Source organism: Halopolyspora algeriensis (assembly GCF_003337235.1).
Lineage (GTDB): Bacteria > Actinomycetota > Actinomycetes > Mycobacteriales > Pseudonocardiaceae > Haloactinomyces > Haloactinomyces algeriensis.
In genome coordinates this window covers 177228-192824 of sequence record NZ_QPJC01000006.1, presented here as the reverse complement: position 1 = coordinate 192824, position 15597 = coordinate 177228, and the positions used below count along the sequence as shown (strand labels likewise).

15 protein-coding genes and 1 tRNA gene are annotated in these 15597 nt (G+C 67.9%); 6 read left to right on the top strand and 10 right to left on the bottom strand.

Annotation, left to right across the window (positions count from 1 at the left end):
- Positions 1–5: 5 nt before the first annotated feature.
- Together glp and DFQ14_RS11725 are read right to left on the bottom strand one after the other, a co-directional pair.
- Positions 6–1229: a molybdotransferase-like divisome protein Glp gene (gene glp, locus DFQ14_RS11730; protein WP_114453261.1), complete on the bottom strand. Its 1224-nt coding sequence runs from the start codon at positions 1227–1229 to the stop codon at positions 6–8.
- 58 nt (positions 1230–1287) lie between these two features.
- The gene (locus DFQ14_RS11725) at positions 1288–2226 is read right to left on the bottom strand and encodes a UTP--glucose-1-phosphate uridylyltransferase (protein ID WP_179951552.1); all 939 of its coding nucleotides are present in this window, start codon (positions 2224–2226) and stop codon (positions 1288–1290) included.
- 39 nt (positions 2227–2265) lie between these two features.
- Here DFQ14_RS11725 and DFQ14_RS11720 point away from each other — a divergent pair, with 39 nt between their 5' ends.
- The 3 genes from DFQ14_RS11720 to DFQ14_RS11710 all read left to right on the top strand — a co-directional run bounded on the left by DFQ14_RS11720 (position 2266) and on the right by DFQ14_RS11710 (position 4224).
- Complete coding sequence (locus DFQ14_RS11720) at positions 2266–2862, top strand: 5-formyltetrahydrofolate cyclo-ligase (protein WP_114453259.1); 597 nt, start codon at positions 2266–2268, stop codon at positions 2860–2862.
- A 135-nt stretch (positions 2863–2997) separates the two neighbouring features.
- On the top strand, positions 2998–3393 hold the full coding sequence (locus tag DFQ14_RS11715) for an FmdB family zinc ribbon protein (RefSeq protein ID WP_114453258.1): 396 nt from the start codon (positions 2998–3000) through the stop codon (positions 3391–3393).
- Positions 3394–3537: 144 nt separating this feature from the next.
- The gene (locus tag DFQ14_RS11710; protein WP_246195793.1) at positions 3538–4224 is read left to right on the top strand and encodes an SAF domain-containing protein; all 687 of its coding nucleotides are present in this window, start codon (positions 3538–3540) and stop codon (positions 4222–4224) included.
- A 24-nt stretch (positions 4225–4248) separates the two neighbouring features.
- Here the strand turns inward: DFQ14_RS11710 and DFQ14_RS11705 are convergent, their stop codons facing one another.
- The 7 genes from DFQ14_RS11705 to DFQ14_RS11675 form a co-directional block, all read right to left on the bottom strand.
- Entirely contained in the window at positions 4249–4437 is a 189-nt protein-coding gene (locus DFQ14_RS11705) for a hypothetical protein (protein ID WP_114453328.1), read from the bottom strand.
- Between the two features lie 78 nt (positions 4438–4515).
- On the bottom strand, positions 4516–5016 hold the full coding sequence (locus DFQ14_RS11700; protein ID WP_114453257.1) for a MogA/MoaB family molybdenum cofactor biosynthesis protein: 501 nt from the start codon (positions 5014–5016) through the stop codon (positions 4516–4518).
- A gap of 197 nt (positions 5017–5213) precedes the next feature.
- Positions 5214–6704, bottom strand: a complete 1491-nt coding sequence (locus DFQ14_RS11695; RefSeq protein ID WP_170206386.1) for a S1C family serine protease — start codon at positions 6702–6704, stop codon at positions 5214–5216.
- Between the two features lie 120 nt (positions 6705–6824).
- Positions 6825–7907, bottom strand: coding sequence for a galactose-1-phosphate uridylyltransferase (galT, locus tag DFQ14_RS11690; protein WP_114453256.1), 1083 nt, complete (start codon positions 7905–7907; stop codon positions 6825–6827).
- Positions 7904–8719: a DeoR/GlpR family DNA-binding transcription regulator gene (locus DFQ14_RS11685; RefSeq protein WP_114453255.1), complete on the bottom strand. Its 816-nt coding sequence runs from the start codon at positions 8717–8719 to the stop codon at positions 7904–7906. Before DFQ14_RS11685 ends, galT begins: the two co-directional genes overlap by 4 nt.
- A gap of 128 nt (positions 8720–8847) precedes the next feature.
- Positions 8848–10272: a sensor histidine kinase gene (locus DFQ14_RS11680; RefSeq protein WP_114453254.1), complete on the bottom strand. Its 1425-nt coding sequence runs from the start codon at positions 10270–10272 to the stop codon at positions 8848–8850.
- Positions 10269–10961: a response regulator transcription factor gene (locus tag DFQ14_RS11675; protein ID WP_114453253.1), complete on the bottom strand. Its 693-nt coding sequence runs from the start codon at positions 10959–10961 to the stop codon at positions 10269–10271. The genes DFQ14_RS11680 and DFQ14_RS11675 overlap by 4 nt, the downstream gene beginning before the upstream one ends.
- A gap of 124 nt (positions 10962–11085) precedes the next feature.
- Here DFQ14_RS11675 and bluB point away from each other — a divergent pair, with 124 nt between their 5' ends.
- The 3 genes from bluB to DFQ14_RS11660 all read left to right on the top strand — a co-directional run bounded on the left by bluB (position 11086) and on the right by DFQ14_RS11660 (position 13532).
- Complete coding sequence (gene bluB / locus DFQ14_RS11670; RefSeq protein WP_114453252.1) at positions 11086–11766, top strand: 5,6-dimethylbenzimidazole synthase; 681 nt, start codon at positions 11086–11088, stop codon at positions 11764–11766.
- Positions 11767–11852: 86 nt separating this feature from the next.
- The gene (locus DFQ14_RS11665) at positions 11853–13361 is read left to right on the top strand and encodes a GGDEF domain-containing protein (protein WP_114453251.1); all 1509 of its coding nucleotides are present in this window, start codon (positions 11853–11855) and stop codon (positions 13359–13361) included.
- Positions 13362–13459: 98 nt separating this feature from the next.
- Positions 13460–13532: transfer RNA gene (locus DFQ14_RS11660), tRNA-Arg, on the top strand.
- An 822-nt stretch (positions 13533–14354) separates the two neighbouring features.
- On the opposite strand, the gene DFQ14_RS11655 is transcribed toward DFQ14_RS11660, so the two are convergent.
- A complete protein-coding gene (locus DFQ14_RS11655; RefSeq protein ID WP_114453250.1) occupies positions 14355–15464 on the bottom strand; it encodes a hypothetical protein in 1110 nt (369 codons plus the stop codon).
- Positions 15465–15597 lie beyond the last annotated feature (133 nt).

Below are 15597 nucleotides of genomic sequence, written 5' to 3'. Positions count from 1 at the left end.
GCCGGTCACACTCGCTGGGACAGGAAACTGATCCGGACGTTCTCACCGGCGGCGACCTCGGTGACCTCCTCATCGATCACCATCAGGCAGTTCGCCTCGGCCAGCGAGGCGAGCAGGTGCGTACCCGAAGTACCGACCGGTTGGACGAGGTAGGCGCCGTTGTCCGGATCACGCAGAAGCTGGCCACGCAGGAAGGCACGGCGCCCGTGCGGGGAATCGACCGGTGACAGCAGCTCGGCCGAGATCATCCGTCGCTGCGGGTTCTGCTTCCCCAACGCGGAACGGATCAGCGGGCGCACCAGCACTTCGAAAACGACCAGGGCGCTCACCGGGTTTGCGGGGAGCACGAAGGTGGGCACCTCGTCCGGCCCCAGGCGCCCCAGTCCCTGCACCGACCCCGGATGCATCGCCACCCGGGTGGTGTCGAGATCACCGAGTTCGGCCAGGGCCGCACGGACATCGGCACCATCCGATCCGCCCGCCCCACCGACGATCACGACGATCTCGGACAGCAGCAGCCGTCCCTCCACCACCTCACGCAGCCGCTTCGCCTCCGTGCCGATGACACCGACCCGCGTCACCTCCGCTCCGGCGTCGCGTGCGGCGGCGGCCAGCGCGTAGGAGTTGACGTCGCTGACCTGCCCCTGCCCCGGTGTGCGGTCGATGTCGACGAGCTCGTCACCGACCGAGATCACCGACACCCTCGGTCGCGGATGCACCAGTACCTTGCTGCGTCCGACGGCCGCGAGCAGCCCCACCTGGGCGGGGCCGATGGAGGAGCCCCGGCGCACGGCCACGTCTCCGGCCTGCACGTCCTCTCCCGTGCGGCGCACGAACGCCCCCGATGGCACCGGGTCCTGCACCGTGACCTTGGCGGGGTGCTCGTCGGTGTGGTCCAGCGGCACCACCGCATCGGCCAGGGTGGGCATCGGTGCACCGGTGACGACGTGCACCGCCTGGCCGGGCTGCAGGCGGCGCGGCTGCCGCGACCCCGAGGGGATCTCCCCCACGACGGGAAGCACCACCGATTGTTCCGCCGCGTGCTGCACGTCGACGCTGCGCACCGCATAGCCGTCCACGGCTGCCTGGTCGAACCCCGGCAGCGCCCGCTCGGCGACGACTTCCTCCGCGCACAGCAATCCCTGCGCTTCGGAGATCGCCACGCGGACCGGCGAGGGCCGCACCGCGGCCCGAAGAACGCGTGCGAGCTGCTCGTCCACTGATCTCATGGATGTCGACCTCTTCCGGCGCACATCGAACCGTGACCGTGCGGCAACCGGCGCGGCCTCACCTCTCGTTCAACCGCCGGCTCAGCCAGTCCCGCAGGTCGGGCCCGTATTCGGGATTCTCCAACGCGAAGTCCATCGCAGCTTTCAGGAAATCTCCAGGATTTCCCAGATCGTGTCGCCCACCTCGATGTACCACGGTATGCACCGGATGTCCTTCCGAGATCAGCAAGGCCACGGCGTCGGTGAGTTGCAACTCTCCTCCGGCACCCGGCCCGATCCGCTGCAGCGCCTCGAACACCGCCCGGTCCAGCAGGTAACGACCGGCGGCGGCCAGGTTCGACGGCGCATCCTCCGGCGCGGGCTTCTCGACCATGCCGTGCACGGCCTTGACGTCGTCCTCGCCGGTGTCGCTGACCCGGAAGATCCCGTAGGAGCGGGTCTGCTCGGGCGGCACGTCGAACGCACACAGCACGCTGCCGCCGTATCGGGCACGTACCTCGGCCATGCGCGACAGCACCCCGCCACGCCCCGACTCAGCGGGCAACACCAGGTCGTCCGGCAGCAGGACGGCGACAGCGTCCTCGGAGTCGGCGAGGTTCGGCTCGGCACACCCCACGGCGTGCCCCAGTCCCAGCGCGCGCTCCTGCAGCGCGGTCTCGGCGGAGATCAGGCTCGGTCCCCGCCGCACCTTGTCCAGCAACTTCTCCTTGCCGCGGGATTCCAGCGTCTTTTCCAGGTCCGGCTGGGGGGTGAAGTAATCGGTGACGGCTTGCTTGTCCGGCGAGGTGACGATGACGAGGCGGTCGGCTCCCGCCTCGGCCGCCTCGGCCGCCACGAGTTCGATGCCCGGCGTGTCGACGACGGGCAGCAATTCCTTGGGCACGGCCTTGGTGGTGGGCAGGAACCGGGTACCCAGACCGGCTGCGGGCACAATGGCGGTCCGGAACGCGGCCGGGGGATACTCACCGGGCCGGGACATCGCTGTCGGGCTACTCATAGTCCGCGAGCTTAGCGACGTTGACTATCGTTCGTCGCTGTGACGCTCTCACCCGAAGAGATTGCCCGGAAGAAGCAGTGGCGTGCCCGGCTGCTGGCCGCGCGTGCCGAGAAGGCGGAGTCGACCCGTGCGGCCGAGGACACGGCGTTGCGGGACTCGGTCCTGGAACACATCACCCGCAGCGGTGCGGTCACCGTGGGCGCCTACGTTCCGACCGGCTCCGAGCCGGGGTCGCCGGATTTGCTCGACGGTCTCCGGACCCGCGGCTGCCGGGTCCTGCTGCCGATCGTGACCGGTGCGCAGCCGCTGGAGTGGGCCGAGTACACCGGCCCGGACTCGTTGCGTTCCGCCCGGTACGGACTGCTGGAGCCGGCGGGGACACGCCTCGGCCCGGCGGCACTGGGAGAGGCCGACATCGTGCTCGTTCCCGCGCTGGCGGTGGATCATCAGGGTGTCCGGCTCGGACGCGGCGGCGGGCACTACGACCGCTCGCTGCCGTTGGCGTCCGCGCGGGCACAGCTGATCGCCCTGGTCGGCGAGCACGAGCTCGTGGCACAGCTGCCCGGGGAGGAACACGACGTGCGCATGAATGCCGTGATCACCCCGGAGCGGGGAGCCGTGGCACTGCCACTGTGACGCACATTTGTTTGCGCTGGCCACCCGATGTGACGCATGATGGCTTTGGCACTCGTACGGGGTGAGTGCCAACCGTGAATGTCAGCACGAGTGGCGCCGGTACGAGTGCCCATGTGATTTCCGGAGGTTGCGGCCGTGCCCACCTACCAGTACGCCTGCACCGAGTGCGGGCACAACTTCGAAACGGTGCAGTCCTTCAAGGAGGACTCGCTGACCGAGTGCCCGCAATGCACCGGACTGCTGCGCAAGCTGTTCTCCGCCGTGGGCATCGTGTTCAAGGGCAGCGGCTTCTACCGCACCGACAGTCGCTCCGGCTCCACGGCCGGCGAGTCGAGCTCGTCGAGCTCCTCCGGTGACTCGGCCGGGGCTTCGGCGGGGTCCGCGGACTCCTCGGGCACCTCGAGCGGTTCGAGCGGTTCGGAGTCCTCCGGTTCCTCGAGTTCCGGCACATCGAGTTCCGGCTCCCCGAACTCCGGCTCGTCCGGGTCCGGGTCCTCGGGCTCGCAGGCTTCGACTGCTGCCGCCTCCTGAGCGACCGCGCGACCTCCCCGGCGGACACAACCGCTCCTCCACAGGGAGCGGGGTTGTCCACAGGCATCCCAGCGGACCCCCGCAGCAGAGTTCTCCCGCCCTACATTCGGATCCGAAGCAGCATCGGACGAGGCGGGAGAACTCATGTCGCGCAACACCCGAAACGGACGGCGGCTCAACGCGACCCTGCGGGACCGGCTGCGGGAACTCCTGCACAGCAGGCACGGTGTCCGCATGCTGTTCCTCCGGCGGGTGACGGCGGTCGCTCTCATCCTGATCGCCGGAGTGACGGTTCTTCGTCCCCACCCCGGTTCCGCCCGCACCGAAGTGTCGATCCTGGTCGCGGCGGAGGATCTCGCAGCGGGCACGGAGCTGACCCCGGAGGACGTCCGCACGCGTACGGTCCCGAAGGAGCTCGTCCCCACCGGCGCCTTGAGCGACACCGACGCGGTCCGAGGGCGGATGCTCGCCGCTGCGACACGTCGTGGTGAGTTCCTGACCGACGTGCGCCTGGTGGGCGAGGCATCGACCCGGATCACGACCGGGCACGACGACCATGCCGCCGTGGCGATCCGGCCCGCCGACCCCGCTGTGGCCGGGCTGATTCATCCGGGTCGCGAGGTGGACGTCATTGCCGCCGCGCGTTCCGGTCAGCCCGACATCCTGGCCGAACGGGCACCGGTGCTCGTAGTGCACTCCGCAGCGGACGAGCCCGCAGGGACGCGCCCCGGCGCGCGGGGGCAGGTGATCGTGGTGGGACTCCCGCAGGACCGGGCCGCCGCGGTCGCCTCGGCCGCACTCACGAAGGCAGTGACCGTGACCCTGCGCTGACACCTGCTCCCGATTCCGCGCCACTCAGGAACCGTGGTGCGGCGGACGATTCTCGCGGTACCACTCCTCCGGATCACTCCCGGACCTCTCCCCCGAGGAACGCTCGTCCGAGGTGGTCTCCGGAAGGAGATCCCCGAAGACCTCGGCGAGTCTGCGCGCGCTGCGGTGCTCGGTCTCCCTTTCGGACCGGCCTCCGTATCGATGCTCCGTCACGAGCACCATTGTTCCCGAAGGTGGCGGGCAGGGCCCAAGACCGCCCTGCCCGCCACACCGGCAACGAGCGGCACCGGATCAGCCCGACTCCAGTCCCGACAACTGCTCGATCACATGCGTCACCAGCGGCGTCAACGTCGCCATGCCGTCCCGGATCGCGGCCCGGGAGCCCGCGAGATTCACCACCAGAGTGCTACCGGACACGCCCACGAGGCCGCGGGAAACGCCGGCATCCACCGCACCGGCTGCCAGCCCCGAAGCACGCAGCGCCTCGGCGATCCCCGGAATCGGCCGGTCGAGGACTCCCGAGGTCGCATCCGGCGTGACATCCCGGGGAGACACGCCGGTTCCGCCCACCGTGATCACCACGTCGACACCGCCGATGACCGCCGTGTTCAACGCGTTGCGGATGTCGACCGTCTCACCGGCCACCGCGACGGTGCCGTCGACGATGAAGCCGGCCTCCTCCAGCAACTCGGTCACCAGCGGACCGGTGCTGTCCTCCTGTTCACCCTGCGCGGCCCTGTCGTCCACGACGACCACGAGAGCTCGCCCCAACCGCTGCGCGCTGCGTTCCATACCGCTTACCGTAGTCGCCAATGTTTCCGCGGTCAGATTCGGTGAAGCGGAAGCAGCCTCACCATTCCGCGTCGGGTGGGAGAGCACACTTCCCGACTTCTCCACCATGCTGTCCGCCTCTCCTGTTCCGGGAACGTGGAATGCCGCATACCTGTCGCTCCTGTCGCTCGTACTGCCGCGAGCCGATGCCCGAGCCCTCACTGGCCGGTCAGGGTGACCTGGGTGGTGCGCTTGTTGTTTCCGTCCCTGTTGGTCAGCGTCAACGTCACCCGATCGCCCGGTGCGTGGGAACGAATCGTCGCAACCAGCTCGTCGGCACTGGTGATCGCTCGGTTGCCGACCCTGGTGATGACATCGCCGGTACGAACACCGGCCTGCTGCGCCGGGCTACCGGGGACGACCTCGACCACACGAGCCCCGGAAGTGCCCTGCGCGGGAGTGATCCGCACGCCCAGCGTGGTCTGCTGGGCCGATCCGGTCTCGATCAGCTGCTGGGAGATGCGCCGCGCGTGGTCGATCGGGATCGCGAAACCCAGTCCGACCGAACCCGCGCTGCCCCGGCCGGAGCTGGGGCTGTAGATCGCCGAGTTGATCCCGACCACGCGGCCGTTCATGTCCACCAGAGGGCCACCCGAATTGCCCGGGTTGATGGCGGCGTCGGTCTGCAGCGCGTTGATCACGGTGGCCTGGTCGCCCTGGCGGCCGCCTGCCCGCACCGGTCGGTTCTTGGCACTGATGATGCCGCTGGTGACGGTTCCGGACAGCCCGAAGGGCGAGCCGATGGCCACCACCGGCGCCCCCACCTCGAGGTCGTCCGAACGCCCCAGTTCGGCGGGGTTCAGACCGGTCGCGTCGACCTTGAGAACCGCCAGGTCGGACTTCGGGGCGGTGCCGACGACGTCGGCGGGCAGCACGCGACTGTCGTTGAGCCGCACGGCGATCCGGCCCTGCTGCGCGCCCTCGACCACGTGATTGTTGGTGAGGATGTAGCCGTCCTGGCTGATCACGATGCCCGAGCCGGACCCCTGTCCCTGCATGCTCTGCACCTGGATCTGCACCACGCTCGGCAGGACCTTGTCGGCAACCGCCTGGACGGATCCCGGCGGGGCATCGGAGGTGTTGCGAGCCGGTGGCGGCGCATCGAGCGCGGTCCCCGCGGAACCGTTCGAACCACCGAGCCGGTCCCAGGCGAAGCTGCCGACGCCACCGCCGACCAAGCCGGCCAGCAGAGCCAGCACGGCCACACCCGCGACGAACTTGCCTCTGCCGCCACGCTTGTTCCGAGACGTCTGCACCGCGTTCATGGGCGGCGGATACCCGCCCTGATTCTGCTGCCACCCCTGTTCGTACTGCCCCGGGGGGAACTGGGCCTGCTCGTACTGGCCCTGCGCGTACTGGCCCTGGTACTGGGGAGATCCGTACTGGGGGTGTCCGTACGGTCCCTGCGGATACTGCTGGGATGTGGACGGGTGCTGCGCCGCATACGCGCTCCGGTCCGGCGTTGTCCATTCCGGCCGGTCCGGCGGTTGCTGCTGACGCTCGCCGGAGGGGGTCGATTGCTCCGTCGAGGGAGAGGGCACCCCGGCAGGCGGCATCTCGCCGGACGTGTTCTGCTGTGCAGCGTTCTCTGCCTGCTGGTCAGGATCCCTCGACGTATCGTCGGAGGAACCCGGGGTGTTTTCCGTCATGGCTCCACTCTGCGTTATGGGTCTGAGAGCCGCCTGAGATCAAGCTGTGGAGACAAGCTCCACCCTGAACGCATGCGATTCATCACTCACCGTATCCGTCTCATCCTAACGAGCGAGCCGTCAGATCGCGTGCAGTCGTGCGGCGATCTGCTCCGGCGTCACATCGTTGATCCACACCCCCATACCGGACTCGGAGCCGGCCAGATACTTGAGCTTGTCCGGCGAGCGCAGCACCGAGAACACCTCGAGATGCAGCCACGACAGGTCCCGACCCGTACGAACCGGAGCCTGGTACCAGGCGGCGATGTAGGGCAATGGGCGGTCGTAGAGGCCGTCGAGGCGGCGCAGGACCTCCAGGTAGGTGACCGCGAAGTCGTCGCGCTCGGCCTCGGTCAGCGCGGGAAAGTCCGGTACCTGCCTGCGCGGCATCACGTGCACCTCCACGGGCCAGCGCGCCGCGGCGGGAACGAACGCCGTCCAGTGCTCGGAGTCCACGATCACCCGCTCGCCCGTGGCGCGTTCGGCGGTGAGCACGTCACCGAGCACGTGCCTGCCGTGCTCGGCCCGGTAGTCCTCGGCCACCCGCAGCATGCGCTCGGTCTTGGGCGTGACGAACGGGTAGCCGTAGATCTGCCCGTGTGGATGGTGCAGCGTGACACCGATCTCCTCGCCGCGGTTTTCGAAGCAGAAAACCTGCTCGACTCCGGGCGTCGCCGACAACGCGGACGTCCGGTCGGCCCACGCGTCCACGACCGTGCGCACCCGGCCCGGCGTCAGCCTGCCGAACGAGGTGCGATGCTCGGAGGTGAAGCACACCACCTCACAGCGGCCTCGCGCGGGTGCCGCCGGGATCAGTCCGGCCCCGTCCACGGAGCCGGTGTCGCCCTCGACGTCCCGGGCGAACGAGGGGAACCGGTTTTCGAACACGGCCACCTCGTAGTCCGCTTCCGGAATCTCGCTGGGGCGCCCCGGAGCGCTCGGGCACAGCGGGCACAGATCGGCCGGGGGCTTGTAGGTCCGGGACTGCCGGTGCGCGGCCATCGCCACCCACTCCCCGGTGAGCGGATCACGCCTCATCTCCGAAGCGGGTGCCTGATCCGGCAGGTCGCGGGTGTCCTCGGCCACTCGCGGCGGAGCGTGCGGATCGGCGTCGAAGTAGAGGATCTCCCGGCCGTCGGCCAGGCTCCGCACAGTACGTCTCACAGCTCGCTCCCCTGTCCCGATACGGCCTTTTCGCAATCGGAGACCTCCGCGATGGCCAGGTCGGCGACGCGTTCGACCAGGACCTGGCGCGCCTCTGCCGGCAACCCGTCATCACTGATCAGCACATCGGCCTGCTCCAGACCGACGATGGTGGAAATTCCCACGGTGGACCACTTGGCGTGGTCGGCGAGCACCACCAGACGTTCCGCGGCCTCGGCCAGGACTCGGTTGGTTTCGCTCTCGTTGAGGTTCGGGGTGGTGAATCCCGCCCGGGCATCCACGCCGTGCACTCCCAGGAACACCACGTCCAGATGCAGGGAGCGCAGAGTCTGCACCGCCACGGGGCCGACCAGCGCATCCGAGGGAGTCCGCACCCCTCCGGTCAGGATCACGGTGCGGTCGGTGCGACCACGCTGCTGAAGTACGTCGGCGACCTTGACCGAGTTGGTCACCACGGTCAGGTCGGCCACGTCGTCGAGATGCCGGGCCAGCGTCCAGGTGGTGGTTCCCGCCGACAGGCCGATCGCGGTGCCCGGCCGCACCCGCTCGGCGGCCAGCCGCGCGATCGCTTCCTTCTCGGCGAGCTGGCGCATCGACTTGACTTCGAATCCCGGTTCGTCGGTGCTGCGTCCCACCTTCGACGTGGCGCCACCGTAGACCTTCTCCACCAGGCCACGCGTGGCCAGCGCATCGAGATCCCGACGGATGGTCATATCCGACACACCCAGCCGCAGGACCAGATCACTGACTTGGACCGCACCGGTCCGGCGTACCTCCTCCAGGATCAGCTCCTGGCGTTGTCGTGCGAGCACTCCACCCACCTAATTGACACAAGTCAACACAAAACAACAATACACGCTCAATATAGCTCGGATAATTCCGACATACCGCGGTTGTTCGCATAGCCCATGTTCGTTGATGTTGGCTTCGATGTGCACATTCAGCCCGGCCGTCCCGGCAGGTACACCCACAGCAGGGCACCACCCTCGGGCGCCTCACCCGCCCATGCGCTTCCCCCGTGCCGCTCGGCGACCTGCTTGACGATCGCCAGTCCCAGGCCGGAACCGGGCAGCGTTCGCGCGTCCGTGGAACGGTAGAAACGCTCGAACACGTGCGGTCTGTCCTCCGGGGAGATTCCGGGGCCGCTGTCGGCGACCTCCAGCACCGCGAAACCCGAGTCGTACGGGCGCAGCCGGACCCGGACCGTACCGCCTTGCGGGCTCCACTTCGTGCCGTTGTCCAGCAGGTTCAGCACTGCCCGCTCCAGTGCGGTGGCATCCCCCAACATCGACCACGACTGCAGCCGTACGTCGAACTCGACCCCGGACGCGCGCCGCCGCGCCCGTTCCAGCGCCCGCTCGACCACGTCCACCAGCTCCACCGGCTCGTGCACGGCATTCGGCGCGTCCTCCCGGGCGAGCTCGACGAGATCACCCACCAGCGCGGACAGTTCGGTCAGCTGTGCCCGCACATCCGCGAACATCTCGTCGCGATCCTGCTCGGACAGCGTCGGGGCATCGGGCCGGTCCGAGGCCATCAACAGTTCCAGATTGGTGCGCAGCGAGGTCAGCGGTGTCCGCAGTTCGTGCCCGGCATCGGCGACCAGGCGACGCTGCTGCTCCTGGGACTCGGCCAGCGCACCGAGCATCCTGTTGAAGCTCGTGGTCAACCGCGCCAGCTCGTCGTCACCGCTGACCGGGATCGGCCGCAGCTCACCGGTACGTGCCACCCGCTCGGTCGCCGCCGTCAGGCGTTGCACCGGCCGCAGGGCGGTACGCCCCACGGCCGTGCCCGCCGCCGCGGCGAGCAGGATCCCCGAGCCGCCGATGACGACCAGGACCGCACTGAGCTGGGCCAGGGTCGCCTTGGTGGGCTGCAGTGACTGCGACATCACCAACGCCGTCCGGTCGGCGGCGGGAATGGCCACCACCCTGCTGTTGGTCTGCTGGTCGGTACGCAGGGACCAGGGTTCCCGGCCCCGCGCGACTGCCAGCTCGGCCGCACCCCAGGGCGGCTCCTGCCCCGGCCCGGTGATCTCCGTACCGTCGGCCCGCACCAGGCTGATCCGCAGATTCGCCGCCGCGTAGAAGGCCGCGGGGACGGACTGCAGGTCCGGACCGAGCACGCGGGGTCCCGAAACGGCCTGGGTCGCCCGCTCCATGAGGTTGTTGTCCACCTGCTGGTAGAGGCTGTCGCGCACGGTGAAGAAGGCGCCGACCGAGACGAGCGCGACCGCCCCGGCCACGCAGATCGCGGCGAGCAGCGTGACTCGATTGCGCAGGGAGACCCGCTGCCACCGGCCGGTTTCGCGCTCCCCGCCGGGAACACTGATCAGGTCGGGGGGAGGTGGTGCGGGCGCGATCACGGTGGCGTCTCCCGAAGCACGTAGCCCACACCACGGACGGTGTGAATCAGGCGTGTCTCGCCCTCGGCTTCCGTCTTGCGCCGCAAATAACCGATATAGACCTCCAGGGCGTTTCCGGACGTGGGAAAGTCGTAGCCCCAGACCTCCTCCAGCAGGCGGCTGCGGGTCAGGACCTGCTTGGGATGCGCCATGAGCAGTTCCAGCAGTGAGAACTCCGTGCGCGTCAGGCTGATCGCCCGGTCGCCACGGTGGACCTCCCTGGTGCCCGGGTCCAGTTCCAGGTCCGCGAAACGCAGCGCTTCGGGACGCTGCTCACCGGGCTCCGGTGGCCCCGCCCTGCGCAGCAGAGCCCGGACCCGGGCCAGCAACTCCTCCAGAGCGAACGGTTTGGGCAGGTAGTCATCGGCCCCGGCATCGAGTCCTGCGACCCGGTCGGAAACCGCCTCCCTGGCCGTGAGCACCAGAATCGGGAGATCGTCGCCGGTGCTGCGCAACCTGCGGGCAACCTCCAGACCGTCGACCCTGGGCATCATGACGTCGAGAACCATCGCGTCCGGCCGCTGGTCCACCAGCTGGTCCAGCGCCTGCTGACCGTCTGCCGCGAGTTCGACCTGGTAGCCGTTGAACTGCAACGACCGCCGCAGAGACTCCCGTACGGCCCGGTCGTCGTCGACGACGAGGATGCGCATGCCCCCAGTGTCACCCGAAGCCCTGAGAACCGGCTGAGAGCCACCCTCCGATGAGGAGTGAGCCCGGTCGCGTGTGCTCCGGGCCGCTGTGGCGGGCCGGAGCACACGGGGCAGGATGTATGCGATGAACACCGCCGGAGCAACACCACGAGGCACTCCCGAAGCACCTTCCGCCGACCTCTACGACACCATCAACCGCCGCCGGGACGTGCGGTCGGAGTTCACCGGCGAGGAGATCGCACCGGACGTCCTGCGACGTGTGCTGACCGCCGCCCACAGCGCGCCCAGCGTGGGACTGTCGCAGCCCTGGGACTTCGTGGTGGTGCGCAACGAGTCCACCCGCCGCGCCTTCCGCGAGCACGTGCTCGCCGAGCGCAGTGTCTTCGCGGCACAGCTCAGCGGCGAACGCGCCGAGACGTTTTCCAAGATCAAGGTCGAAGGTGTCGTCGAGTCCTCACTCGGCATCGTCGTCACCTACGATCCGCAGCGCGGGGCCCCGGCGGTACTCGGACGGCATGCCATCGCCGACGCCGGGCTCTACTCGGTCTGTCTGGCGATCCAGAACCTGTGGCTGTCCGCCACCGCCGAAGGGCTCGGAGTGGGCTGGGTCAGCTTCTACCGGGAGGAGTTCCTGCGGCGGCTGCTGGACATCCCCACCGGTGTGCGTCCGGTCGCCTGGCTGTGCCTCGGGCCCGTGCGCTCCCTGGCCGACACGCCGGATCTGGAGCGCCACGGCTGGCGCAAACGCCTCCGACTCGATGACGTCGTGCACGACGAGAAGTACAGACACGACTTCAGCCGGTAGCCTGTACCTGGACAATCCGTGGCTTCCCCGTAACCGGCCGTACGGGGTTCCGGAACGGCCGCCATGACAAGCCACTGCGAGGTGCCGTGCTGCAAGATGCTCAGATATTGGCGGGGTGGATCCCCCAGCAGGACCGCGAGGTGCGACTCCTGCTGGACTCAGCTCGCTTCGAGGAAGCCGCCGAGCTGTTCGACCAGGTGACAGCCACCGCACCGAACGCGGTGGAAGGCGCGTGGAATCGCGCCACGGTACTGGTGCACCGCGCCCTGAACGCCTGGCGGCTCGGACGGATCCCCACCGCGCTGGAGCTGGCTGCCGAAGGCTGGAGCGAACTCGACATCGACCGGCCGTCCGGAACGGCAGCGGCCCAGGCGATCAGCATGGTCGGCTCTCTGCTGGACACGATCGGGCATCGTTCCTCGGCGCTGGAACTCATGTCGCGGGCGGTGGCGGTGGCTCGCGAGGCCGACGACCCCGGCACACTCGCGCACTGCTTGCTCCGCCACGCCCACGCGTTGCTGTTCTGGGCGGTCGCGCGCCCCGAGGAAACCGATGTGCACGAGCAGTTCTCGGCCGCGGTGAAGCTGTACGAGGAAGGCCTGTCCCTGGCCGATTCCGGCCTGATCCGCCGAGGCCTGCTCTCGGGTGGAGCACGGTCACTGGCCGGGCTCGGGGTGACCGCGCGAGCCGAGAATCGGGCGACGGAAGCACTGCAGCTCAGTTACGAGGCCGAGGACTGGTCGAGTGCCGCACTGGCCATGTGGGTGCTGTCCGGGATCCGGCACCAGCAGGGGGAACTGGAAGAGGCCCGGACATTCGGCAGCCGCGCACTGGACTGCGCGGAGAAGATCCGGGACAGGCTGTTGATGACGCGGCTCGGGCTGGACCTGGCGACGATCTGCGAGCAGCTCGGCGATCCCGTCGGCGAGGCCGCGGCCCTGCGGCGATCACTGGCCGCGAGCCGCTCGGCGGTCCGGCTGCTGCAGGAGGGACTGGGGCAGGCCCTGGAGCAACGGCGTATCGCGGTACAGGCCCAGCGGTCGGCCACCGCCGCGCGGGCGGCGGCGTTCCGGGACTCGCTGACCGGTTTGACCAACCGCTTCGGGCTGGAACGCCAGGCTCCGGCTCTGCTCGAGCAGACCCTCGCCCAGGGGCGGGTTCCGTGGCTGCTGCTCATCGATGTGGACTGGTTCAAAGACGTCAACGACGATGCCGGGCACACCGCCGGTGACATCGTCCTCCAGGAGATCTCGCAGTTGCTGCGCCAGGCGTGCCGCACCGACGACCTGGTCTGCCGGTGGGCGGGAGACGAGTTCGTGGTCCTGTTGGTGGACACGTCCGAGGAATCGCAGGAAGCAGGGCCGATCGTCGCGGAACGAATCCGCAGCACCGTCGACGATCACGACTGGCAGCTCGTTCTCGGCCACACGCCTCAACCGCCGACCACGAGCATCGGCGCCGCCGCCGGCCCCACATCGCTGGATCACCTGTTCGCGGCGGCCGATATCGCGCTGTACCGCGCGAAGCAAGCGGGGCGCAACCGTGTCGAGGTCGACCGGCAGCCACTCGATCCGGGGCGGCAGGCAACCACCTGACACGGCACACGGCGACGTGCCCGGCCGGGTGTCGGCGCTGTTTCCTCGCCCGGTACTGTGCAAGGCACAGCCGTAGCGAGTGGCCGTTACCGGCACATGCCCCCGTAGCTCAGGGGATAGAGCACCGCTCTCCTAAAGCGGGTGTCGCAGGTTCGAATCCTGCCGGGGGCGCATCATCCCAGGGCACAGCAGTGGAGAGCGATCTCGAGCAAGATCGATCCCCACTTTATCCCCACACTTGATCTCATTGCCCGGTTTCCAGCTCGGCCAGGGCTTGGGCTGCCGAGGTGCCCACGGTCTTGCGGTTCATGTACACGTCCTGGGTCATGCTCACCCGCTCGTGCCCGAGATAGTCGGCGATCTCGCACGCGGACAGGCCGGCTTCACCGAGGGCGGCGGCCCCTCCGGGGCCGCCGAGTAGAAGTCGAGCACGTTGCGCACCGAGGAAGGATCGCCGAGGTGGTCACCCGGGAAGCCGCGAGGCCGGGCGATCCGCTGCCGCGGCCATGGACACCGGGGCTCGCAGGGCGAGCCGCGCTGACCAGAGCCTTGCCCCAGAAGGACATCGGTCACCGTATGTCCGAACGAGCGGCGAGCATCAGGCCGTGAAAGTCACGCACCAGCCGATCAGACCGCGCTACCAGCCACCGGCAGAAGAGATGTCCTCGTCGGACGGGCTGATCATCTGGATGGAGGGGAGATGAGATCGGTGCGGTGGCGGGCGTTGCCGGGTGTCCTCATCCCGTCAGGCCTCCTCCAGGACAATCAGGCCGTGTCAAGGGCGCACACCTGGCACTAGGGTGCTTCTGGTGGCTTTTGGATGGTGTCACGAAGCCAGATCATGATTGCTGCGACGGTGAGCGCTCCTGATCCAGGACGAACCACCGTGAACGCAGGCAGGCCAGTGTCCACCCGTTCTTGCAATGAGGCGGACACACACGCAGCCATCCGTTGTCTGCCAGGGTAAGCTGGCCTGACTTCGGGTCGGGCGCCTTATCGAGACGGTCGACGACGGAGTGTGTGGTGCTGCTTCGCTGTTCGAAAAAGCTTCTGAACGGTTTTGAGGACAACCTTCGGAATTCCCGGTCGGCGCTCGAGAGCCTTGATCCTCTGATTCTGGCGCTCAAGCCGGCGCTGCTGGTTCACCAGGATTGGCAGGGCCCGGGAAATCAGTTGCACCGGGTCAGCCTCGTACAGCGGCTTATCGGCGACAGGATCCCGTGTGAATGCCTCACCGACTTCGAAATGCTCCGCCTCCAGTCGCCCATTGCTGTCCGAGCAGCGATCCAGGACCTCCTGACGTAGCTCTGTCGAAACAAAGCACGAGTTCGAGGGATGCAGGTTCTTGGTGAGACCATTGTCCCTCAGGACCCACAGGAAGTCCTGCGGGTCCTGAGGTGTCTCGAAGTTTTGGTTGTACATCGCCATCAGCATGCTGAGGTCGTGGTCGAGCGATCCATGCACCTGTCCAGGGTTTATGAGCTGGTCGCTGGGCAGGCGTAGGCCCATACGTTGCACGAGGTAGTCAACGATTCCACCCGCCTGCATAGCGCTATCGTACGAGCACGCATGCACGATGGCGGACGAGTCCCGCCACTTCGAGACCAGTTCGTGGTAGTCGAGTAAGTAGTCGACCGAGTCCACGTACTCTCTCGCTGACATGATCCGGCGCCCTCGGTACGTCTTATGTTTTAACGCCCACTGCTTGTAAGCCGACTCCAACCATTGGTCCTGCCGGCGGAATACAACGAAGACCTCCCAGCTATCGAAAACCCGCGACTCTCGTACATACTCATCGAGATTTCGGATGACCACCAAGGGGTCATGGGCCATCGAGAAGGCTTCGTTCGACCATATCAGTGTCCTAGCCTCGCTCGGATGGTCCCGCAGGACGCTGTCAAGACGCTGCAGCGTGCAGGATAATTCCTGCGGTCGCTGCACCTGACCGAGATCCTCCAATAGCCCGGGCTGCACGACGTTCTCCAGAAGTGTCCCCCCGTACAGGTAGCCACTTTTACGCAACACGTCCTCATTGACCTCACAGAACCGCTGAAACGCCGTAGTTCCGGTCTTCCCGAGTCCAATGTGCAGGAGAAGCTTCATCGGAACTCACCTCTTCTGTCAGTCACTTGAGGACAGCGCCGTATGTTGACCGAACACACACGAGAGCGTACATCCTATAACTCCGAACCTATCTGGTATAGTATTCCAACTTTCGAGCCCGGTACCTCAGTGT

Excerpts from the sequence above, each read along its gene's own strand:
- glp (WP_114453261.1), bottom strand. The coding sequence starts at position 1,229 with ATGAGATCAGTGGACGAGCAGCTCGCACGCGTTCTTCGGGCCGCGGTG.
- DFQ14_RS11725 (WP_179951552.1), bottom strand. The coding sequence starts at position 2,226 with ATGAGTAGCCCGACAGCGATGTCCCGGCCCGGTGAGTATCCCCCGGCC.
- DFQ14_RS11710 (WP_246195793.1), top strand. The coding sequence starts at position 3,538 with ATGTCGCGCAACACCCGAAACGGACGGCGGCTCAACGCGACCCTGCGG.
- DFQ14_RS11700 (WP_114453257.1), bottom strand. The coding sequence starts at position 5,016 with ATGGAACGCAGCGCGCAGCGGTTGGGGCGAGCTCTCGTGGTCGTCGTG.
- DFQ14_RS11695 (WP_170206386.1), bottom strand. The coding sequence starts at position 6,704 with ATGACGGAAAACACCCCGGGTTCCTCCGACGATACGTCGAGGGATCCT.
- DFQ14_RS11675 (WP_114453253.1), bottom strand. The coding sequence starts at position 10,961 with ATGCGCATCCTCGTCGTCGACGACGACCGGGCCGTACGGGAGTCTCTG.
- bluB (WP_114453252.1), top strand. The coding sequence starts at position 11,086 with ATGAACACCGCCGGAGCAACACCACGAGGCACTCCCGAAGCACCTTCC.
- DFQ14_RS11655 (WP_114453250.1), bottom strand. The coding sequence starts at position 15,464 with ATGAAGCTTCTCCTGCACATTGGACTCGGGAAGACCGGAACTACGGCG.